At 70.2% G+C, this 20,528-nt stretch carries 18 protein-coding genes; 9 read left to right on the plus strand and 9 right to left on the minus strand.

All coding sequences use genetic code 11. The annotated features are described in order from the left end of the window. Positions 1 to 8: 8 nt before the first annotated feature. Genes OHS59_RS33370 through OHS59_RS33380 form a run of 3 tightly spaced genes read left to right on the plus strand, consistent with a single transcriptional unit; the run spans position 9 to position 3,558 of the window. On the plus strand, positions 9 to 1,334 hold the full coding sequence (locus OHS59_RS33370) for an ABC transporter substrate-binding protein (protein ID WP_328497065.1): 1,326 nt from the start codon (positions 9 to 11) through the stop codon (positions 1,332 to 1,334). Positions 1,335 to 1,339: 5 nt separating this feature from the next. Further along, positions 1,340 to 2,722 carry an ABC transporter permease subunit gene (locus OHS59_RS33375; RefSeq protein ID WP_443061539.1) on the plus strand — a complete coding sequence of 461 codons (1,383 nt, stop codon included), beginning with the start codon at positions 1,340 to 1,342 and terminating at the stop codon, positions 2,720 to 2,722. Further along, positions 2,719 to 3,558 (plus strand): carbohydrate ABC transporter permease, encoded by an 840-nt coding sequence (locus OHS59_RS33380; protein WP_328497066.1) that lies wholly within the window; start codon positions 2,719 to 2,721, stop codon positions 3,556 to 3,558. Before OHS59_RS33375 ends, OHS59_RS33380 begins: the two co-directional genes overlap by 4 nt. Before the next feature lie 225 nt (positions 3,559 to 3,783). On the opposite strand, the gene pgl is transcribed toward OHS59_RS33380, so the two are convergent. Genes pgl through tkt form a run of 5 tightly spaced genes read right to left on the minus strand, consistent with a single transcriptional unit; the run spans position 3,784 to position 10,443 of the window. Then, on the minus strand, positions 3,784 to 4,566 hold the full coding sequence (gene pgl, locus OHS59_RS33385) for a 6-phosphogluconolactonase (RefSeq protein ID WP_328497067.1): 783 nt from the start codon (positions 4,564 to 4,566) through the stop codon (positions 3,784 to 3,786). Then, on the minus strand, positions 4,563 to 5,663 hold the full coding sequence (opcA, locus tag OHS59_RS33390) for a glucose-6-phosphate dehydrogenase assembly protein OpcA (RefSeq protein ID WP_328497068.1): 1,101 nt from the start codon (positions 5,661 to 5,663) through the stop codon (positions 4,563 to 4,565). Before opcA ends, pgl begins: the two co-directional genes overlap by 4 nt. Beyond that, positions 5,660 to 7,183 (minus strand): glucose-6-phosphate dehydrogenase, encoded by a 1,524-nt coding sequence (gene zwf / locus OHS59_RS33395; RefSeq protein WP_443061540.1) that lies wholly within the window; start codon positions 7,181 to 7,183, stop codon positions 5,660 to 5,662. The genes opcA and zwf overlap by 4 nt, the downstream gene beginning before the upstream one ends. A gap of 4 nt (positions 7,184 to 7,187) precedes the next feature. After that, entirely contained in the window at positions 7,188 to 8,306 is a 1,119-nt protein-coding gene (gene tal / locus OHS59_RS33400; RefSeq protein WP_328497069.1) for a transaldolase, read from the minus strand. A 34-nt stretch (positions 8,307 to 8,340) separates the two neighbouring features. Then, positions 8,341 to 10,443 carry a transketolase gene (gene tkt, locus OHS59_RS33405; RefSeq protein ID WP_328497070.1) on the minus strand — a complete coding sequence of 701 codons (2,103 nt, stop codon included), beginning with the start codon at positions 10,441 to 10,443 and terminating at the stop codon, positions 8,341 to 8,343. Positions 10,444 to 10,798: 355 nt separating this feature from the next. Between tkt and OHS59_RS33410 the strand changes: the two genes are divergently transcribed. The 4 genes from OHS59_RS33410 (at position 10,799) to OHS59_RS33425 (ending at position 14,325) form a co-directional block, all read left to right on the plus strand. Next, positions 10,799 to 11,755 carry a heme o synthase gene (locus OHS59_RS33410; RefSeq protein ID WP_328499455.1) on the plus strand — a complete coding sequence of 319 codons (957 nt, stop codon included), beginning with the start codon at positions 10,799 to 10,801 and terminating at the stop codon, positions 11,753 to 11,755. Positions 11,756 to 11,966: 211 nt separating this feature from the next. Further along, the gene (locus OHS59_RS33415; RefSeq protein WP_328497071.1) at positions 11,967 to 12,323 is read left to right on the plus strand and encodes a hypothetical protein; all 357 of its coding nucleotides are present in this window, start codon (positions 11,967 to 11,969) and stop codon (positions 12,321 to 12,323) included. Positions 12,324 to 12,441: 118 nt separating this feature from the next. Beyond that, positions 12,442 to 13,548, plus strand: a complete 1,107-nt coding sequence (locus OHS59_RS33420; RefSeq protein WP_328497072.1) for an amidohydrolase family protein — start codon at positions 12,442 to 12,444, stop codon at positions 13,546 to 13,548. 18 nt (positions 13,549 to 13,566) lie between these two features. Then, on the plus strand, positions 13,567 to 14,325 hold the full coding sequence (locus tag OHS59_RS33425) for a nucleotidyltransferase (RefSeq protein ID WP_328497073.1): 759 nt from the start codon (positions 13,567 to 13,569) through the stop codon (positions 14,323 to 14,325). 78 nt (positions 14,326 to 14,403) lie between these two features. Here the strand turns inward: OHS59_RS33425 and OHS59_RS33430 are convergent, their stop codons facing one another. From OHS59_RS33430 to OHS59_RS33445, 4 genes are all read right to left on the minus strand, one after another. Beyond that, positions 14,404 to 15,411 (minus strand): COX15/CtaA family protein, encoded by a 1,008-nt coding sequence (locus tag OHS59_RS33430; RefSeq protein ID WP_328497074.1) that lies wholly within the window; start codon positions 15,409 to 15,411, stop codon positions 14,404 to 14,406. Positions 15,412 to 15,475: 64 nt separating this feature from the next. Continuing rightward, positions 15,476 to 16,291, minus strand: a complete 816-nt coding sequence (locus OHS59_RS33435; RefSeq protein ID WP_328497075.1) for an ABC transporter permease — start codon at positions 16,289 to 16,291, stop codon at positions 15,476 to 15,478. Further along, positions 16,288 to 17,211 (minus strand): ABC transporter ATP-binding protein, encoded by a 924-nt coding sequence (locus OHS59_RS33440; RefSeq protein ID WP_328497076.1) that lies wholly within the window; start codon positions 17,209 to 17,211, stop codon positions 16,288 to 16,290. The genes OHS59_RS33435 and OHS59_RS33440 overlap by 4 nt, the downstream gene beginning before the upstream one ends. Before the next feature lie 68 nt (positions 17,212 to 17,279). Continuing rightward, the gene (locus OHS59_RS33445) at positions 17,280 to 18,131 is read right to left on the minus strand and encodes an aminoglycoside N(3)-acetyltransferase (protein WP_328497077.1); all 852 of its coding nucleotides are present in this window, start codon (positions 18,129 to 18,131) and stop codon (positions 17,280 to 17,282) included. Positions 18,132 to 18,291: 160 nt separating this feature from the next. On the opposite strand from OHS59_RS33445, the gene OHS59_RS33450 reads away from it, so the two are divergent. Then, entirely contained in the window at positions 18,292 to 19,053 is a 762-nt protein-coding gene (locus OHS59_RS33450; RefSeq protein ID WP_328497078.1) for a helix-turn-helix transcriptional regulator, read from the plus strand. Beyond that, positions 19,050 to 20,474 (plus strand): Fe-S cluster assembly protein SufB, encoded by a 1,425-nt coding sequence (sufB, locus tag OHS59_RS33455; protein ID WP_328497079.1) that lies wholly within the window; start codon positions 19,050 to 19,052, stop codon positions 20,472 to 20,474. Before OHS59_RS33450 ends, sufB begins: the two co-directional genes overlap by 4 nt. Positions 20,475 to 20,528 lie beyond the last annotated feature (54 nt).

Consider the following 20,528-nt stretch of genomic DNA (forward strand, 5'->3'; position numbering starts at 1 on the left):
CATCAACGATGATGCGACGACGTACGACCCTGCTCGCGAGCTGCACCGCACTCGCCCTGTCCCTCGGTGCCACCGCCTGTGGAGGCGGCGACGTCTCCGCGGGCGGCGGCGACAAGCCGCTCAGCGGCCAGACGATCAACGTGGCCGGGGTCTGGTCCGGCAGTGAGCAGAAGAACTTCCAGAAGGTCCTGGACGCGTTCACCGAGAAGACCGGCGCCAAGACGCAGTTCACCTCCACCGGCGACAACGTCTCCACGGTCGTCGGCAGCAAGATCGAGGGCGGCAACGCCCCCGACGTGGTGATGGTTCCGCAGGTCGGCGTCCTCCAGCAGTTCGCGAAGGAGGGCTGGCTCAAGCCGCTGTCCAAGACCGCCCAGAAGTCGGTCGACGCCGACTACGCGGACGTGTGGAAGAACTACGGCAGTGTCGACGGCACCCTGTACGGCCTCTACTTCAAGGCCGCCCACAAGTCGACGGTCTGGTACAGCCCCGACGCCCTCGACGAGGCGGGCGTCAAGACGCCGACGACGTACGACGCCATGCTGGCGGCCGGACGGACCGTCTCCGAGTCGGGCCTCGCCGCCTTCTCCGTCGCCGGACAGGACGGCTGGACCCTCACCGACTGGTTCGAGAACGTCTACCTCTCGCAGGCCGGCCCCGAGAAGTACGACGCCCTGGCCGCTCACAAGATCAAGTGGACCGACCCGACCGTGGTCGAGGCCCTCACCACCCTCGGCAAGCTCTTCAAGGACAAGGAGCTGATAGCCGGCGGCCAGAAGGGCGCCCTGAACACCGACTTCCCCGGCTCCGTCGAGAAGGTCTTCGGACCCGAGCCCGCCGCGGGGATGGTCTACGAGGGCGACTTCGTGGCCGGTGTCGCCAAGGACCAGTTCGGCAGGAAGATAGGCGAGGACGCGGACTTCTTCCCCTTCCCCGCGGTCGGTGACGGCAAGGCGCCCGTGGTCAGCGGCGGCGACGCGGCGGTCGTCCTGAAGGACGGCAAGAGCCCGAAGGCCGCCATGGCGTTCCTGGAATACCTCGCGACCCCCGAGGCGTCCGCGGTCTGGGCCGAGGTCGGCGGCTTCCTCTCCCCGAACAAGAAGCTCGACCTCGCCTCCTACGGCGACGACATCACCCGCGAGACCGCCAAGTCCCTCGTCGGCGCCGGTGACTCGGTCCGCTTCGACATGTCGGACCAGGCCCCGGCCGCGTTCGGCGGCACCAAGGGCGCCGGCGAGTGGAAGCTCCTCCAGGACTTCCTGCGCGACCCGTCGGACCCGAAGGCGACCGCGGCCGCGCTGGAGAAGGCCGCCGCCAAGGCGTACCAGGACTGATCGCCGTGACCGCCACGTACTCGAAAGACCTGAAGGATCCGAAAGAGGCGGGTCCGCCGCCCGCCGCGCAGGCCGACCGCGAGCGCAGACGGCGCGCGCGGCGCCGGGCCCGGATCATCGCCGTCGCGTTCGTCCTGCCCGCCCTGCTCCTGCTCGGCGCCCTCGTCGTCTACCCCGTGCTGTTCTCCGTGGGCCGCAGCTTCTTCGACGCCTCCGGAGACCGGTTCGTGGGCGGCGACAACTACACCGAGATGTTCCAGGACCCCGCCACCCTCAAGGCCGTCCGGAACACGGCCATCTGGGTCGTCATCGCGCCCACCCTGCTCACCGGCCTCGGCCTCGTCCTCGCCGTCCTGGTCGAAAAGGTGCGCTGGGCGACGGCGTTCAAGCTCCTGCTCTTCATGCCGATGGCCGTGTCCTTCCTCGCCGCGGGCATCATCTTCCGCCTCGCGTACGACGAGGACCCCGAGAAGGGCGTCCTGAACGCCGCCGTCGTCTCGGTGCACGACGCCTTCAAGGACGCGTCGTCCTACCCGACCGCCCGGGCCCGCGACGGCCAGGGCCTGACGAAGGCCGCCGACGGCTCGTACGGTACGACCGCCGCCGTGTCCCCCGGTGACACGGTCGGGCTCGGCCTGGTCGGCGTACGCGCCGACGACCTTCCGGCGGACGCGCGGCCCGCGCTCCCGGCGGCGACACGCAAAGCGTCCGCCGGCGAACTGCGCGGGGTCGTCTACCTGGACTTCACCCGCGGCGGGGGAGGGAAGCAGGGGAAGGTCGACAAGGCCGAGAGCGGACTGCCGGGGCTGGGCGTCGAGGCGGTGCGCGACGGCAGGACGGTCGCGAGCGCCACCACCGCGGGCGACGGCTCCTTCCGCTTCGAGGGCCTCGACCCGGGCTCGTACACCGTGCGGCTGCCCGGCTCGAACTTCGCGCCGCCCTACGAGGGGATCTCCTGGCTGGGACCCGCGCTCGTCACCCCCGCCATCATCGGCGCGTACCTGTGGATCTGGACCGGCTTCGCCATGGTGCTGATCGGGGCCGGGCTCGCCGCCCTGCCGCGTGACGCGCTGGAGGCGGCCCGGATGGACGGCGCGAACGAGTGGCAGATCTTCCGGCGGATCACCGTGCCGCTGCTCGGGCCCGTCCTCACCGTGGTCTTCGTGACCCTGGTGATCAACGTGATGAAGGTCTTCGACCTCGTCTACATCATCGCGCCGGGACCGGTGCAGGAGGACGCCACCGTGCTCGCCACCCAGATGTGGCTGGTGTCGTTCGGCGGCGGCAACAACCAGGGCCTGGGCAGTGCGCTCGGGGTGCTGCTGCTGCTCCTGGTGATCCCCGCCATGGTCTTCAACGTCCGCCGCTTCCGAGGGAGTCAACGATGAACGCGCTCAGGCGGGGGCTCGGCAACAGCCTGGTCCAGGCGTTCCTGGTGGTGATCGGCCTGGTCTGGCTCACCCCGCTCGCCGGGCTGTTCCTGTCGTCGCTGCGGTCCGCGCAGGACACCGCGACGGGAGGCTGGTGGACCGTGCTGACCAGTCCGCGTCAGCTGTCCTTCGACAACTACTCGGCGCTGCTGGGCAATTCGGGGATGACCCAGGCGTTCTGGAACACCGTGCTGATCTCGGTGCCGACGACTCTCCTCGTCGTCGTCATCGCCGCGCTCGCCGGGTACGCCTTCGCGTGGCTGGACTTCCCGGGGCGGGACACCGTCTTCCTGCTCGTGGTCGCGCTCCTGGTGGTGCCCGTGCAGATCGGGCTGCTGCCGGTGGCCAAACTCTTCGGCCAGCTGGGGCTGTTCGGCACGATTCCCGGGGTCGTCCTCTTCCACGTGTCGTACGGGCTGCCGTTCGCGATCTTCCTTCTGCGGAACTACTTCGCGGAGATGCCCAAGGAGATGCTGGAGGCCGCGCGTATGGACGGTGGCGGGGAGTGGCGTATCTTCACTCGGCTCGTGTTGCCGGTGGGGCGGCCGGCGCTTGCGAGTCTCGCCATCTTCCAGTTCCTCTGGGTCTGGAACGACATGCTTGTCGCGCTGCTCTTCGCCGACAGTTCGGCGCAGCCGTTGACTGTTGAACTGCAGTCGCAGATACGGCAGTTCGGGAGCAATATCGATGTGCTCGCGCCGGGGGCGTTCTTGTCCTTGGTGGTGCCGGTGGCGGTGTTCTTCGCTTTCCAGCGGCACTTTGTGCAGGGGGTCATGGCGGGGTCCGTGAAATAGCCGGGACTTTCCCCGCCCCCGCCGCCCCTACCCGTCCCGTCACAGACTTCAGGGGCTCCGCCCCCGAACCCCCGCTGCGCAGTTCCCCGCGCCCCTACTGCCCAGGGGCGCGGGGAACTGCGCAAACGGGGGCGAGGGGGCGAAGCCCCCATGCGGTGACGGGTCGGGTAGGGGCGGCGGGGGCGAGAAAAAGCCCCTGCCGCACCCCAGCCCGTCAGGGCCCCGTCAGGGTGAAGCCGGTGGATACAGCGCGCGGGGCAGTTGGGACGCGGCCGCCGCGTCCAGCAGCCACAGCGTGCGGGCGCGCCCCCGCGCCCCGGCGGCCGGCGCCTGAATCTCACCGGCACCCGAGAGCGCGATCGCCGCGGCCTCCGCCTTGTCCTCACCCGCGGCGAGCAGCCACACCTCACGAGCCGCCCGGATCGCGGGCAGCGTGAGCGTGACCCGGACGGGCGGCGGCTTCGGCGCACCACGCACGCCCACGACCGTCCGCTCCGTCTCACGGACAGCGGGCAGCTCGGGGAAGAGCGACGCCACGTGCGTGTCCGGCCCGACGCCGAGCATCAGCACGTCGAAGGACGGGACGGGCCCGTGGTTCTCCGGCCCGGCCGCCTCGGCCAGTTCGGCCGCGTAGGCCTCAGCCGCCGCGTCCACGTCCGCGCCGTAGGGGCCGTCCGACGCGGGCATGGCGTGCACGCGCTTCGGATCCAGCGGCACCGAGTCGAGCAGTGCCTCCCGGGCCTGGGTGACGTTGCGCTCGGGGTCGCCCTCGGGCAGGAACCGCTCGTCGCCCCACCACAGGTCGAGGCGGCTCCAGTCGACGGCGTCCCGGGCGGGGGCCGCCGCGAGCGCCGCCAGCAGGCCGTTGCCGTTGCGGCCACCGGTCAGTACGACCGAGGCGTGACCGCGTGAGGCCTGCGCGTCCACGACCTTCGTGATGAGCCGGGCCGCGGCGGCCTGGGCCATCAGTTCCTTGTCGCGGTGGACGACCAGCTGGGGAGTGCTCACTGCGGGTCCGCCTTCTTGACCGGGGGCATCTGGGCGGGCGTGGGACGCGCCGAGTCCCCCTCGTCGGCCGCCGTGGCCCTCGCGGCAGGCTGCGGGGAGTCGTGCACCGGACGGACCGGAAGCTCTCCCGGCGTCCAGGTGGCCGCCTCGGGCCGCTGCGAGACCGACTGGATGCCGCCCAGCCGGTCCACCCCGAACCGCAGCGCGGACGCGTACGTGTCGTCCGGGTCGAGCCGGCGCAGCTCCTCCGCGAGCAGTTCGGACGTCTCGCGGCGCTTGAGCGCCACCGCGCGGTCCGGCTGTCCCGGCAGGGCCAGCGTGGCCATCGACCCGTCCGAGCGGTGCAGGGTGATGGGGCCGCCGGTCGTCTCCAGGCGCACCTGGGTCAGGCCGGGACCCGCGGAGACGGCACGGCGGACGTGCACGTGCAGGCGGTCGGCCAGCCACATGGCGAGCAGTTCGACGCTCGGGTTGGCCTCCTCGCCCGCCACCTCGACGGAGACGACCTCGCAGTCGACCTGGTCGAGGGCGGCGGCCAGCATGGAACGCCACGGGGTGATCCGGGCCCAGGCCAGGTCGGTGTCGCCCGGCTCGTAGCTCTCGGCGCGGGCCTTCAGCTCCTCGACGGGCTTCTCCGCCGCGTAGCTGTCGGTGACCCGGCGCTGGCCGAGCGCGCCCAGCGGGTCGTTGGCGGGATCGCGGGGCGCGTCCGCCGACCACCAGACCACCACCGGGGCGTCCGGCAGCAGCAGGGGCAGGACGACGGACTGGGCGTGGTCCGAGACCTCGCCGTACAGGCGCAGGATGACCGTCTCACCGGTGCCCGCGTCCGCGCCGACCCGTACCTCGGCGTCCAGCCGTGACTTCGTGCGGTCGCGGGGTGAGCGCGAGACCCGCTTGATGACGACGAGGGTGCGTGAGGGGTGCTCCATCGAGGCGTCGTCGGCCGCCTTCAGGGCGTCGTAGGCGTTCTCCTCGTCGGTGACGATGACGAGGGTGAGAACCATGCCGACGGCGGGGGTGCCGATGGCCCGGCGCCCCTTCACGAGCGCCTTGTTGATCTTGCTGGCCGTGGTGTCCGTGAGATCTATCTTCATGGCCGACGCCAGCTCCGTCCGTCTCGCTTGAGCATTTCGTCGGCCTCGACGGGCCCCCACGTGCCCGACGGGTACTGCGCGGGCTTGCCGTGCTTGTCCCAGTACTCCTCGATCGGGTCGAGGATCTTCCAGGACAGCTCGACCTCCTCGGTGCGCGGGAAGAGGTTCGAGTCGCCGAGCAGCACGTCGAGGATGAGCCTCTCGTACGCCTCGGGGCTCGACTCGGTGAACGACTCGCCGTACGCGAAGTCCATCGAGACGTCCCGGATCTCCATGGAGGTGCCGGGCACCTTGGAGCCGAAGCGGACCGTGATGCCCTCGTCGGGCTGGACGCGGAAGACGATCGCGTTCTGGCCCAGCTCCTCCGTGGCCGTGTGGTCGAAGGGGGAGTGCGGGGCGCGCTGGAAGACGACGGCGATCTCGGTGACCCGGCGGCCCAGGCGCTTGCCGGTACGGAGGTAGAAGGGGACGCCCGCCCAGCGGCGGTTGTCCACCTCCACCTTGATCGCCGCGTAGGTGTCGGTCTTCGACTTCGGGTCGATGCCGTCTTCCTGGAGGTAGCCGACGGCCTTCTCGCCGCCCTGCCAGCCCTCGGCGTACTGGCCGCGGACCGTGTTCGCGCCCAGGTCCGCGGGCAGCCTGACCGCGCCGAGCACCTTGGTCTTCTCGGCGGCGAGCGCGTCAGCGTCGAAGGAGGCGGGCTCCTCCATGGCCGTGAGGGCCATCAGCTGGAGCAGGTGGTTCTGGATGACGTCACGGGCGGCGCCGATGCCGTCGTAGTAGCCGGCCCGGCCGCCGATGCCGATGTCCTCGGCCATCGTGATCTGTACGTGGTCGACGTACGACCGGTTCCAGATCGGCTCGAACATCTGGTTCGCGAAGCGCAGCGCCAGGATGTTCTGGACCGTCTCCTTGCCCAGGTAGTGGTCGATGCGGAAGACCTGGTCCGGGGCGAAGACCTCTTCGACGGTGGTGTTGAGGTCCTCGGCCGACTTGAGGTCGTGGCCGAACGGCTTCTCGATGACCGCGCGCCGCCAGGAGCCGCCCGTCTGGTCGGCGAGGCCGTGCTTCTTCAGCTGCTGGATGACCACCGGGAACGCGGACGGCGGCACGGACAGGTAGAAGGCGAAGTTGCCGCCCGTGCCCTGTGCCTTGTCCAGCTCGCCGATGGTGTCGCGCAGCCGCTCGAACGCGTCGTCGTCGTCGAAGGTGCCCTGGACGAAGCGCATCCCCTGGACGAGCTGCTGCCAGACCTCCTCACGGAACGGCGTACGGGCGTGTTCCTTGACGGCGTCGTGGACCTCCTGGGCGAAGTCCTCGTTCTCCCATTCGCGGCGCGCGAAGCCGACGAGGGAGAAGCCCGGCGGCAGCAGGCCGCGGTTGGCAAGGTCATAAACGGCAGGCATAAGCTTTTTACGGGACAAATCGCCCGTGACCCCGAAGATGACGAGGCCCGACGGCCCCGCGATACGCGGGAGCCGTCGGTCCGCCGGGTCACGCAGCGGATTGCTGCTTGACAAGATTTCAGCCCTCCGAGGGGGCGAGGCGCTGGAGCTCCGCCTCGGTCGACTTGAGCAGGTCGTTCCAGGCGCCCTCGAACTTCTCGACGCCCTCGTCCTCCAGAAGCTGGACCACTTCGTCGTACGAGATGCCGAGCTTCTCGACCGCGTCGAGTTCGGCGCGGGCCTGCTCGTACGTACCGGTGACGGTGTCACCGGTGATGTTCCCGTGGTCCTCGGCGGCGAACAGGGTCGCCTCCGGCATGGTGTTCACCGTGTTCGGCGCGACCAGGTCCTCGACGTACAGGGTGTCCTTGTAGGCCGGGTCCTTGACGCCGGTCGAGGCCCACAGCGGACGCTGCTTGTTGGCCTGCGCCTTGTCCAGGGCGGCCCAGCGGTCCGAGGAGAAGACCTCCTCGTACGCCTGGTAGGCGAGCCGCGCGTTGGCGAGACCGGCCTTGCCGCGGGCGGCCTTGGCCTCCTCGGTGCCCAGCGCGTCGAGCCGCTTGTCGATCTCGGCGTCCACGCGGGACACGAAGAAGGACGCCACGGAGTGGATCTTGGAGAGGTCGAGGCCGGCGGCCTTGGCCTTCTCCAGGCCCGCGACGTACGCGTCCATGACCAGGCGGTAGCGCTCGAGCGAGAAGATCAGCGTGACGTTGACGCTGATGCCACGCGCGATCGTCTCGGTGATCGCGGGCAGGCCCGCCATGGTCGCCGGGATCTTGATGAGCGTGTTCGGCCGGTCGACGAGCCAGGCGAGCTGCTTGGCCTCGGCGACGGTCGACTTGGTGTTGTGCGCCAGACGCGGGTCGACCTCGATCGACACCCGGCCGTCCTGCCCCTGCGTCGCGTCGAAGACCGGACGCAGGATGTCGGCGGCGTCACGGACGTCCGCCGTCGTGATCATGCGGATGGCCTCTTCGACCGTGACCCTGCGGGCGGCGAGGTCGGAGAGCTGCTGGTCGTAACCGTCGCCCTGCGAGATCGCCTTCTGGAAGATCGACGGGTTGGTGGTGACGCCCACGACGTGCTGCTGGTCGATCAGTTCGGCGAGGTTGCCGGACGTGATCCGCTTGCGCGACAGGTCGTCCAGCCAGATCGCGACGCCTTCCTCGGAGAGGCGCTTGAGTGCGTCTGTCATGGAAAATGCATCTCCTACGTGTCGTATGTCAGCGTCAGCGCTGGGCTGCGGCGATCGATTCCTTGGCGACGTTCGCGACGTTCTCGGCAGTGAAGCCGAACTCCTGGAAGAGGACCTTGCCGTCGGCCGAAGCGCCGAAGTGCTCCAGGGAAACGATGCGGCCCGCGTCCCCGACGAAGCGGTGCCAGGTCAGACCGATACCGGCCTCGACCGCGACACGCGCCTTCACGGACGGGGGAAGCACCGAGTCCCGGTACCCCTGGTCCTGCTCGTCGAACCACTCCACGCACGGCACGGACACGACCCGCGTCGGGGTGCCGGCCGCCTGGAGCTGCTCACGTGCCTCTACGGCCACATGGACCTCGGAGCCGGTGGCGAGGAGGATGACCTCGGGCTCGGCGCTCTGCCCGTCGGACCCCTCGGCCTCGAAGAGCACGTAAGCGCCCTTCGTGGTGTCCTCGTTGGCCTCGTACGTCGGCACACCCTGGCGGGTCAGCGCGAGACCGTGCGGGTTGCCCTTGCCGAAGACCTTGGTGTAGCGGCGCAGGATCTCGCGCCACGCGATCGCGGTCTCGTTGGCGTCGGCCGGGCGCACGATGTTCAGTCCGGGGATGGCGCGCAGCGAGGCCAGGTGCTCGACCGGCTGGTGGGTGGGGCCGTCCTCGCCGAGGCCGATGGAGTCGTGCGTCCACACGTACGTCACCGGCAGGTGCATCAGCGCGGACAGACGCACGGCGTTGCGCATGTAGTCGGAGAACACCAGGAAGGTGCCGCCGTAGACGCGGGTGTTGCCGTGCAGCGTGATGCCGTTCATCTCCGCGGCCATGGAGTGCTCGCGGATACCGAAGTGGATCGTGCGGCCGTACGGGTCGGCCTCCGGCAGCGGGTTGTCCGCCGGAAGGAACGACGACGTCTTGTCGATCGTCGTGTTGTTCGAGCCCGCGAGGTCGGCCGAGCCGCCCCACAGCTCGGGGATGACCGCGCCGAGGGCCTGGAGGACCTTGCCGGACGCGGCACGGGTGGCGACACCCTTGCCGGTCTCGAAGACGGGGAGCTTCTCCTCCCAGCCGGCCGGCAGCTCGGTCGCCGCGATGCGGTCGAACTCGGCGGCGCGCTCCGGGTTGGCGGTCCGCCACGCGGCGAAGCCCTTCTCCCACTCGGCCTTGGCCTCACGGCCGCGGTCGAGCGCCTTGCGCGCGTGCGCCAGCACCTCGTCGGCGACCTCGAAGGTCTTCTCCGGGTCGAAGCCGAGGACCCGCTTGGTGGCCGCGACCTCGTCGTCGCCGAGCGCCGAGCCGTGCGCGGCCTCGGTGTTCTGCGCGTTCGGGGCGGGCCAGGCGATGATCGAGCGCATCGCGATGAACGACGGCTTGTCCGTGACCGCCTTCGCGGCCTCGATCGCCGCGTACAGGGCGGCCGGGTCGAGGTCGCCGTTCTCCTGCGGCTCGACACGCTGGACGTGCCAGCCGTAGGCCTCGTACCGCTTGGCGGTGTCCTCGGAGACGGCCGTCTCGGTGTCGCCCTCGATCGAGATGTGGTTGTCGTCCCACAGCAGGACCAGGTTGCCGAGTTTCTGGTGGCCCGCCATCGAGGACGCCTCGCCGGAGATGCCCTCCTGGAGGCAGCCGTCACCGGCGATCGCGAAGATGAAGTGGTCGAACGGGGAGGTGCCGGGGGCGGCCTCCGGGTCGAACAGACCACGCTCGTAGCGGGCGGCCATCGCCATGCCCACCGCGTTGGCGACACCCTGGCCGAGCGGCCCGGTCGTCGTCTCCACGCCGGTGGTGTGCCCGTACTCCGGGTGGCCGGGGGTCTTCGAACCCCACGTCCTGAACGACTTCAGGTCGTCCAGCTCCAGGCCGAAGCCGGCCAGGTACAGCTGGGTGTAGAGAGTCAGGGACGAATGGCCCGCGGACAGCACGAAACGGTCGCGGCCGGTCCAGTCGGCGTCCGCCGGGTCATGCCGCATCACCTTCTGGAACAGGGTGTACGCGGCGGGTGCCAGACTCATCGCCGTACCCGGATGGCCGTTGCCGACCTTCTGTACGGCGTCGGCGGCCAGGATACGGGCGGTGTCGACAGCCCGCTGGTCCAATTCGGTCCACTGAAGGTCTGTTGTGGTCGGCTTGGTGCTCACCCTGGGTCAGGGCTCCTCTCCACATGTTGCACATGTCGAATGCCGGTGCACGTGGCGCCCACCGGCTCGCTGTCGAGCCTACCCCCGTGGCAACGCGCATTTTTTCGAGTCATTCCAGACTGCCGGGACTTGCCCTCTTCCGCCTCCCGACCGGCGGGTTCCGTATTCGGCAAGTGAATACGGAGCCCGTGATCCGACTGCTCAATCCGAAGCCGATCAGTCCTTTGCGAGACCCTTTCAACACGAGCGGACCCCCGCGAAGGCCGGGGTCTGGGCAACGTCTACAGTGGCGTGGTACGCGCGAGCCTTTACCGGGAGTTCACACTCGGGGCTCGCTGGGATGTCTCTGTCAGGGGTGTGCGTGACGGCCGTTGAATCCCGTCCAGCGGGAGTAGTCGGTGGGACGAGCAAGGGCACGAACCACCGGCCGTTCGGGGCCCGGGTCATGGCGTTCGTCGCTCTCACCAAGCCACGGATCATCGAACTGCTGCTGATCACCACCGTTCCGGTGATGTTCCTCGCGCAGCAGGGTGTGCCCGACCTGAAGCTGGTGCTCCTCACCTGCCTCGGCGGTTATCTCTCCGCCGGTGGCGCCAATGCGCTGAACATGTACATCGACCGCGACATCGACGCGCTCATGGAACGTACGTCGCAGCGCCCGCTCGTCACCGGCATGGTGAGCCCCCGCGAGTGCCTCGCCTTCGGCATCACGCTCGCCGTGGTCTCCACGCTCCTGTTCGGTCTGACCGTCAACTGGCTGTCGGCCTGGCTGTCGCTGGGAGCCCTGCTCTTCTACGTCGTCGTCTACACGATGATCCTCAAACGGCGTACGTCGCAGAACATCGTGTGGGGCGGTATCGCCGGCTGTCTGCCCGTCCTCATCGGCTGGTCGGCCGTCACCAACTCCATGTCGTGGGCGCCGATCATCCTCTTCCTCGTCATGTTCTTCTGGACGCCGCCGCACTACTGGCCGCTGTCCATGAAGGTGCGCGAGGACTACGCGCGCGTGGGCGTGCCGATGCTGCCCGTCGTCGCCTCCAACAAGGTCGTCGCGCGGCAGATCGTCCTCTACAGCTGGGCCATGGTGGCCGTCTCGCTGCTTCTCACTCCGCTCGGTTACACGGGGTGGTTCTACACGGTCGTCGCTCTTGTGACCGGTGGGTTCTGGCTCTGGGAAGCCCATGGGCTGCAGTCGCGGGCCAAGGGTGGGGCCGTGGGGGCGAAGCTGAAGGAGATGCGGCTGTTCCACTGGTCGATCACGTATGTTTCGCTGCTGTTCGTGGCGGTTGCGGTGGACCCCTTCTTGCGGTGACGCTCCGCTTCGGAGTGGGCGGGCCGGCGTGCGCTGTCGGGTGCCGGTCCGTCGTGGCTGGTCGCGCAGTTCCCCGCGCCCCTGAAAGCCAAAGACTGCGCCGTTCCCCGCGCCCCTAAAAGCAAAAGCACCAGACTGCGCCGTTCCCCGCGCCCCTCGGGTGTGGGGGTGGGCGTCGCCGTTTGGGCTACCCGTCGGTAGCATCCTGGGCATGGCAGACATCCAGCAGGTTGACGAGGGCGCGGGCGCCGAGCCGGACGCCAAGGCCGAGCGGCGTACGGCGAAGCTCGCCAAGCAGATCTCCTCCTTCGCCGAGGCCCATGGCGGCGCCGAGGGGCAGATCGCGTACATCGGGGAGAAGGGCGCCCGGATCGTCCTCGTGGGGGAGGACGGTGAGTGGGGCGACCTCGTGGCTCCCACCTACGCCCTCGCCGAAGCGGCCGTGAAGCAGTCCGGCATCACCGTCCACGAGGACTTCGACGGCGACTTCGCGAACAAGGTCAGGACAGGCCCGTACGAGTGGACCCGCATGGCGGGCATCCAGGTGGGCGGCCCCAAGCCCCGTTAGGGGCGCCCTTCAGGGGCGCGGGGAACTGCGCGACCAGCCCAGGCGCACCCGCACCCGAGAACGCACCTCCCCCGTTAAGCCCTGCACAAAGGCGGAGCCACACGTGGGGGAGGTCCGGATGATCGAAACGCCGTCGCTGGTGGACCAGTACTGCCACGGCGTACTGCGGACGGAGCTGGGCCTCGGCACCTTCGAGGCCCACCTGGCCAGGGGCGAGGGCCCGCCCGCCGCCGGCACCACGTTCTTCGACACCCAGACCGGATTCGCCGTACGCCGCTGGTGCCCCCCTCTGCTGGGCCTGGAACCGCACTGTCCGCCCGCCCGGTATCTGGCGCGCCGCCGGGAACTCGGCGTCCTGGAGGCGGGGCGCAAGCTGCTGCGGGGGAGCGGCATCACGACGTATCTGGTCGACACCGGGCTGCCGGGCGATCTCACGGGCCCCGGCGAGATGGCGTCCACGGGAGCCGCCGACGCCCACGAGATCGTCCGCCTCGAACTGCTCGCCGAGCAGGTGGCCGACACCTCCGGCACCGTCGAGTCGTTCCTCGCCAACCTCGCCGAGTCGGTGCACGGGGCGGCCGGGACCGCCGTGGCCTTCACCTCGGTGGCGGGCGTACGGCACGGACTGGCGCTCGCGCCCGAACCGCCCGGGCCCGGGGAGGTGCGGGGCGCGGCCGGGCGATGGCTGGCGGGCCGCCGGGTGGGCGGCCCGCTGAGCGATCCGGTCCTGCTCAGACATCTGCTGTGGATCGCGGTCGCCTCGGGACTGCCGCTCCAACTGCACGCAGGCCTCGGCGAACCCGGACTGCGCATCGACCGCACCGACCCCGTCCTGCTCACCGACTTCGCGCGCGCCACGGCGGGGCTCGGCACCGACCTCGTACTGCTGCACGGCTACCCGTACCACCGGCACGCGGCGCATCTCGCCGGGGTGTTCCCGCATGTGTACGCCGACCTGGGCGCGGCACTCGTACGGACCGGCGCGCGGGCGGCGGCCGTGCTCTCGGAGATCCTGGAGCTCGCCCCCTTCGGCAAGCTCCTCTTCTCCAGCGGAGCCCATGGGCTGCCCGAACTCCACGTGGTCGGAGCACGTCTCTTCCGCGAGGCGCTCGCCCGGGTGCTCGGCGCCTGGGTGGCCGAGGGGGCCTGGTCGCCGGCCGACGCGCAGCGGGTCGCGGGACTGATCGCGGCGGGCAACGCCAAGCGGGTGTACGGCGTGCAGTGAGCTGTAGAGACTGGGCGCATGACTCGCAGCGACGCGACCGACCGGCTCCTCGACCGCTTCCGCACCGAACTGCGTGGTCTCGACCCCGTGGCCGTGTGGGCACACGGCTCGCTCGGCTCCGAGGGCGGGGACGACTACCAGGAGGGCCGCAGCGACCTGGACATGATCGTCGTCCTGGACGGCCCGGTCACCGCGAAGACGGTCTGGCGGGTGGCCCGGCTGCACGCCCGTCTGCGGACCGAACCGCTCGTCGACAAGCTGCACTGCAGCTATCTGACGCCCGGCACGGCGGCCGATCCTGACCGGCGGCACCTCACCTGGGCACATGAGCAGCTTTTCAGACGGCCGGTCACCCCGGTGACCCGGCGCGAGCTGCACACCGCCGGGCTGGTCCTGTCCGGGGAGCGGCCCGAGGCCCTGCTGCCGCCGGTGACGGACGACGAACTGGCCGCGTTCGTCGTCCGCGACCAGCGGGACTTCTGGCGACGCGAGGTGGACCGTACGGGCAACTGGACGCAGGACGCCTGGGTGGACGTCGGGATGACCACCCACGCGCGTGCCGCGATCACGCTGAAGGACGGGCGGCTGATCACCAAGCGCGAGGCCCTGGACCTGCTGCCCGGCCTGGGAGCGCCCGTCGAGGTGGTCACGGACATCCGGCGGCGGCGGTACCCGGGGACGGGGGCGCCGGTCCAGGGGTGGGCGGCCCGCAGAGGCCGGCTGACCAGGGACTACCTCGGACCTGCGATCGACCGGCTGGTGGCCGCGTACGGGTGACCCGTACCTGTGGCTCGTACCCGTGAGGACCCGTACTCGTGAGGACCCGTACCCGTCAGGACGCGTACCCGTGGCGGGTCAGGTGCGGCTGAGTGCCGACTCCGTCGACTGGCCGGGCAGTTCCGCCACGGTCTCCGGCCGCTCCCGCAGGGCCAGCAGGACGCGGAGGGTGGCGATCCAGACCAGGCAGGAGCCGAACATGTGGAGGCCGACCAGGACCTCCGGCAGATCGGTGAAGTACTGGACGTAGCCGATGGCGCCCTGCGCGAGGAGCACCAGGAAGAGGTCGCGGGTGCGGTGCAGGGGGTCCCTGGGGGCGTCGACGGCCTTCAGGACGAACCACAGGGCGAAGGCCAGCGTCACCACGATCCAGGCCAGGACCGCGTGCAGCTTGGTGACGTTCTCCCAGTTCAGCGGGATGCGGTGGACCTCGCTGGAGTCGCCGGCGTGCGGGCCCGCGCCGGTGACGACCGTGCCCACCGCGATCAGCAGGACGGTGGCGGTGACCAGGATCCACGCCATCTGCTGCACCGGCCTGCCCACCAGCGGGCGGGGCGAGTCGTCACCCTCCCGGGTGCGCTGCCACATCACCGTGGCGACGGCGATCAGGGCGGTGGAGAGGAGGAAGTGGGCGGCGACCGTGTACGGGTTCAGGCCCACGAGGACGACGACCCCGCCGAGGACCGCGTTGCTCATGACGACCCAGAACTGCGTCCAGCCGAGCCGGGTGAGGCTGCGGCGGTACGGCTTCTGGGAGCGCGCGGCGATGATCGCCCAGCCGACCGCGGCGCACAGGACGTACGTCAGCATGCGGTTGCCGAACTCGATGACGCCGTGCACGCCCATCGCGCTCGTCGTGGTGAGCGAGTCGTCGGTGCACTTGGGCCAGGTCGGGCAGCCGAGGCCCGAGCCGGTCAGCCGGACGGCACCACCGGTGACCACGATCAGTACCGCCATGACGAGCGCGGCGAGAGCGGCGCGCTGGACCGTCCGGGGTGACGGGGTCCAGCGCCCTGCGATGAAGGCGAGCGGGTTGCGCACGGCTTGAGCGGCGTCCGCTCGGGTCACGTTTGGCACGGGCTCCATCGTAGGGGGCCGCTTGTGCACGCGTTCACGAGGGCCCTCGCCGACACCGCGTGTCCGCGTTCCGTCACTCCCAGCGGAAGAGCCTGCCCGCCGCGGCCAGGCCCACGACCGCCCACACGGCCAGGATCCCGAGGTTGCCCCAGGGCATGCCCGCCCCGTGCTGGAGCACGTCCCGCAGACCCTCCGAGAGGGCCGAGATCGGCAGCAGACCGAGGACGTCCTGAGCGCCCTGCGGGAACTTGTCCAGCGGGACGACCACCCCGCCGCCGACGAGCAGCAGCAGGAAGACCAGGTTCGCGGCGGCCAGCGTGGCCTCCGCCTTCAGCGTGCCCGCCATCAGCAGGCCGAGCCCCGAGAACGCGGCGGTGCCCAGGACCAGCAGGAGCAGCACCGAGAAGGGGTTGCCGTGCGGTGACCAGCCCAGCGCGAGGGCGATCACCGTCACCAGGATCACCTGGAGGATCTCCGTGACCAGCACGGACAGCGTCTTCGCCGTCATCAGGCCCCAGCGGGGCAGCGGCGAGACGGCGAGCCGCTTCAGCACGCCGTACCGCCGTTCGAAGCCCGTCGCGATCGCCTGACCGGTGAACGCCGTCGACATGACGGCCAGCGCGAGGATGCCCGGCGCCAGGAAGTCGACGGCCTCGCCCTCGCCCGTGTCGACGACGTCCACGGCGCTGAACAGCACGAGCAGCAGTGTCGGGATGATCACCGTCAGCAGCAGCTGCTCGCCGTTGCGCAGCAGCATCTTCGTCTCCAGCGCCGCCTGCGTCGCGATCATGCGGGACAGCGGGGCCGCACCGGGCCTCGGCGCGTAGGTGCCCTCGGCCGTGGTCCGGGGGCCTGTGCCCGTTCCCGGGCCCGTCGTTTCCGCGCTCATCCGCGCAGCTCCTTACCGGTCAGCTCCAGGAAGACGTCCTCCAGGGTGTGCCGCTCCACCGAGATCTTCTCCGGCATCACGCCGTGCTGGGCGCACCAGGTCGTGACGGTCGCGAGGAGCTGCGGGTCGATCTTGCCGCCCACCCGGTACGAGCCGGGCGTCAGCTCGACCGCCGTGGAGTCCGCCGGGAGGGCCTTGAGGAGGGAGGACACGTCCAGGCCGGGGCGCCCGCCGAACCGCAGGGTGTTCTCGGCGCCGCCGCGGCACAGCTCCTCGGGGGTGCCCTGCACGATGACGCGGCCGGCGTCGATGATCGCCACGTCGTCGGCGAGCTGCTCGGCCTCGTCCATGTGGTGCGTGGTCAGGATCACCGAGACACCGTCGGCGCGCAGCTCGCGCACGAGTTCCCAGGTGGCCCGGCGCGCCTGGGGGTCGAGGCCCGCGGTCGGCTCGTCCAGGAAGACCAGCTCGGGGCGCCCCACGACGGCCATGGCGAGCGCGAGGCGCTGCTGCTGGCCCCCGGACAGCCGCCGGTACGTCGTGCGGCCGCAGCTGCCGAGGCCCAGGCGCTCGATCAGCGCGTCCACGTCCAGCGGATGCGCGTGCAGCGCCGCCATGTGCCGGAGCATCTCGTCGGCGCGGGCGCCCGAGTAGACGCCGCCGGACTGGAGCATCACGCCGATACGGGGGCGCAGGGCCGAGGCCTCGCGCACCGGGTCGAGGCCCAGCACCCGGACGGTTCCGGAGTCCGGTCGCCGGTATCCCTCACAGCTCTCGACGGTGGTCGTCTTGCCCGCGCCGTTCGGCCCGAGGACGGCCGTGATGCCCGTCCGGGCCACCAGGTCCAGGCCGTCCACGGCGGTTTTCCCGCCGTAGCGCTTCACCAGGCCGCTGACCTGGACGACGGGGTCACTTCGCATGGGCGGCCTCACTTCGCATGGGCGCCAAGTCTAGGTACGGCCGGGCGGGTGCTGTCGGGCGGGGCGCGTCACGAGCGGCGCGAGACACCGCGCGCGACGGATACGTCGTCGGTGATCCACTCCTCGCGCGAGCGGTGCACCGCGAGCCACCGCTCCGCGTAGGCCACCGCGTCGGCCAGCGGGAACAGCCGTGTGTCGGCTGCGCCCACCCGGCCCCGCCCGACAGGACGGTCCCGCTCGAAGTCGGCGCCCAGGATGTCGAACTCCTCCGAGCTGATCGCGACCTCCGTGACGGTCTCCCAGCGGGGCCCCTCCGGCGTACGGACGGGCCGGCCCACCTCGACGCGGGGCGTGGGTATGCGGTACTCGGCGAGGTGGAAGCCGGTGCAGGTGTCGTAGCCCGCGCCGAGCAGCAGGATCCGCGCGCCCCGCTCCTCCAGCCGGGCCAGCGGGCTGCGCTCGCCGAGGCGGCAGTCCGGCGCGTGGTCCCCGACGACCGCCGCCGCGCCCGGGCCGACAGCCGCGAAGGAGGTCTGCGGATGCGCGCTGCGCAGGGCCCCGGGCCAGGTGCGCACGGTCTCCGGGATCACGCCCACCCCGCGCGAGGGCGTCACGAGCGGGTCGTACGCGGGCATCGTGGCGCGGATCGTCGGCCACCACTCCTCGGGCACCGGCGGGCTGCTCCACAGGGCCGGGTCGGAGAGGTGGCCGGACTGGGTGGGGACCACGAGTGTGCCGTCGCGGCCGAGCGCGTCGAGCAGCCCCTGGACCACGGCGACCGCGCCGCCGTTGACCCACCCGAGGGAACGGAGCGAGGAATGTGCGAGGAGCGTCTCGCCGGGGCGTACGCCCAGTGCGCGCAGGTCCGCGGCGAGGGTGGCGCGCGTGACGAGAGGGCCGGTCGGAGGGGGTGTCGGCATGGTTCGCCAGTGTTGCCGACGACCCTGCGACATGCCAGCGAATTGATCGATCAAAGATCATTCCCGCAGGTCAGATTAGGTTTACCTAAGTGATGCACCGCACCCCTGTCGGCGTGGACACGGCTTGTCAGTCTCTGAGGAATTACGCAACAATGGTGTTGTGAAAAACGTCGGCGAGGCTCAGGAGACCCCCACGGGGGCCCCTCAGGAGGAGCTCGCGACCGGGGAGCGCTCCACGCGCAACCGGGTCGCGCGGTCCATCCTGGACCACGGCCCGTCGACCGTGGCCGATCTCGCCGGACGCCTGGGCCTGACCCACGCGGCCGTCCGCCGGCACCTCGACGCCCTGGTCTCCGACGACGTCGTGGAGCCCCGCGAACAGCGGGTCTACGGCGCTCGTACGCGCGGCCGGCCCGCCAAGGTGTTCGCCCTGACCGACTGCGGCCGGGACGCCTTCGACCAGTCCTACGACAAGCTCGCCGCGGACGCCCTGCGCTGGATCGCGGAGCGCGAGGGCGGGGAGGGGGCGCTCGTCGCCTTCGCCCGCGCCAGGATGGCCGCCCAGGCCGGCGCGTACCGAGAGGCCGTCGAGTCCGCCGACCCCGACAAGCGCGCCGAAGCACTGGCCAAGGCCCTGAGCGCGGACGGGTACGCTGCTACGGCGCGCAGCGCACCGGTCGGTGAGCAGCTCTGCCAGCACCACTGCCCGGTCGCCCATGTCGCCGAGCAGTTCCCGCAGCTGTGCGAGGCGGAGACCGAGTTCTTCTCCCAGCTGCTGGGCACCCACGTGCAGCGGCTGGCCACCATCGCCCACGGCGACGGCGTCTGCACGACTTTTATCCCCAAGATTTCCGACACCCCCAAGATTTCCAAGACCACCGATAACGCATCCGCACGTACCGCCGGGAGGAACCCCGCATGACGCTCCCCATCGAGGAGACTGCCCACCCCGAGCTCGACGGGCTGGGTAACTACGAATACGGCTGGGCCGACTCCGACGTGGCTGGTGCCTCTGCCAAGCGCGGTATCAACGAGGACGTCGTCCGGGACATCTCGGCGAAGAAGAACGAGCCGGAGTGGATGACCAAGCTCCGTCTCAAGGGCCTGCGCCTGTTCGCGAAGAAGCCCATGCCGAACTGGGGCTCGGACCTCTCGGGCATCGACTTCGACAACATCAAGTACTTCGTGCGGTCCACGGAGAAGCAGGCGGAGTCCTGGGAGGACCTGCCCGAGGACATCAAGAACACGTACGACAAGCTCGGCATCCCCGAGGCGGAGAAGCAGCGCCTCGTCGCCGGTGTCGCGGCCCAGTACGAGTCCGAGGTCGTCTACCACCAGATCAACGAGGAGCTTGAGGCGCAGGGTGTCATCTTCATGGACACCGACACCGCGCTGAAGGAGCACCCGGAGCTCTTCAAGGAGTACTTCGGCACGGTCATCCCGGTCGGCGACAACAAGTTCGCGTCGCTGAACTCCGCGGTGTGGTCCGGCGGCTCCTTCATCTACGTGCCGAAGGGCGTGCACGTCGAGATCCCGCTCCAGGCCTACTTCCGTATCAACACGGAGAACATGGGCCAGTTCGAGCGGACCCTGATCATCGTCGACGAGGGTGCCTACGTGCACTACGTCGAGGGCTGCACGGCCCCGATCTACAAGTCGGACTCCCTGCACTCCGCGGTCGTCGAGATCATCGTGAAGAAGGGCGCCCGCTGCCGTTACACGACCATCCAGAACTGGTCGAACAACGTCTACAACCTGGTCACCAAGCGCGCCGTGGCGTACGAGGGCGCGACCATGGAGTGGGTCGACGGCAACATCGGCTCCAAGGTCACCATGAAGTACCCGGCCGTCTACCTGATGGGCGAGCACGCCAAGGGCGAGACCCTCTCCATCGCCTTCGCGGGCGAGGGCCAGCACCAGGACGCCGGCTCCAAGATGGTCCACATGGCGCCGAACACCTCCTCCAACATCGTGTCGAAGTCCGTGGCACGCGGTGGCGGCCGTACGTCCTACCGCGGTCTCGTCGAGATCGGCGAGGGCGCCCACGGCTCGAAGTCGAACGTGCTGTGCGACGCGCTGCTCGTCGACACCATCTCCCGCTCGGACACGTACCCCTACGTGGACGTCCGCGAGGACGACGTGTCCATGGGCCACGAGGCGACGGTCTCCAAGGTCAGCGACGACCAGCTCTTCTACCTGATGAGCCGGGGCATGACCGAGTTCGAGGCCATGGCCATGATCGTGCGCGGCTTCGTCGAGCCCATCGCGAAGGAGCTGCCCATGGAGTACGCCCTGGAGCTCAACCGGCTGATCGAGCTGCAGATGGAAGGCGCGGTCGGTTAAGGCCCGCCCCCGAAGCAGTCGCCAGATTTCTGACGTAGACGTAGGAAGAGAGCA

This window comes from Streptomyces sp. NBC_00414 (genome assembly GCF_036038375.1).
Classification (GTDB): Bacteria; Actinomycetota; Actinomycetes; order Streptomycetales; family Streptomycetaceae; genus Streptomyces.

Coding starts and splice junctions, on each gene's coding strand:
- OHS59_RS33370 (WP_328497065.1), top strand. CDS start 9: ATGATGCGACGACGTACGACCCTGCTCGCGAGCTGCACCGCACTCGCC.
- OHS59_RS33380 (WP_328497066.1), top strand. CDS start 2,719: ATGAACGCGCTCAGGCGGGGGCTCGGCAACAGCCTGGTCCAGGCGTTC.
- opcA (WP_328497068.1), bottom strand. CDS start 5,663: ATGAAGATAGATCTCACGGACACCACGGCCAGCAAGATCAACAAGGCG.
- tal (WP_328497069.1), bottom strand. CDS start 8,306: ATGACAGACGCACTCAAGCGCCTCTCCGAGGAAGGCGTCGCGATCTGG.
- OHS59_RS33415 (WP_328497071.1), top strand. CDS start 11,967: ATGGCAGACATCCAGCAGGTTGACGAGGGCGCGGGCGCCGAGCCGGAC.
- OHS59_RS33420 (WP_328497072.1), top strand. CDS start 12,442: ATGATCGAAACGCCGTCGCTGGTGGACCAGTACTGCCACGGCGTACTG.
- OHS59_RS33425 (WP_328497073.1), top strand. CDS start 13,567: ATGACTCGCAGCGACGCGACCGACCGGCTCCTCGACCGCTTCCGCACC.
- OHS59_RS33430 (WP_328497074.1), bottom strand. CDS start 15,411: ATGGAGCCCGTGCCAAACGTGACCCGAGCGGACGCCGCTCAAGCCGTG.
- OHS59_RS33435 (WP_328497075.1), bottom strand. CDS start 16,291: ATGAGCGCGGAAACGACGGGCCCGGGAACGGGCACAGGCCCCCGGACC.
- OHS59_RS33440 (WP_328497076.1), bottom strand. CDS start 17,211: ATGCGAAGTGACCCCGTCGTCCAGGTCAGCGGCCTGGTGAAGCGCTAC.
- OHS59_RS33445 (WP_328497077.1), bottom strand. CDS start 18,131: ATGCCGACACCCCCTCCGACCGGCCCTCTCGTCACGCGCGCCACCCTC.
- sufB (WP_328497079.1), top strand. CDS start 19,050: ATGACGCTCCCCATCGAGGAGACTGCCCACCCCGAGCTCGACGGGCTG.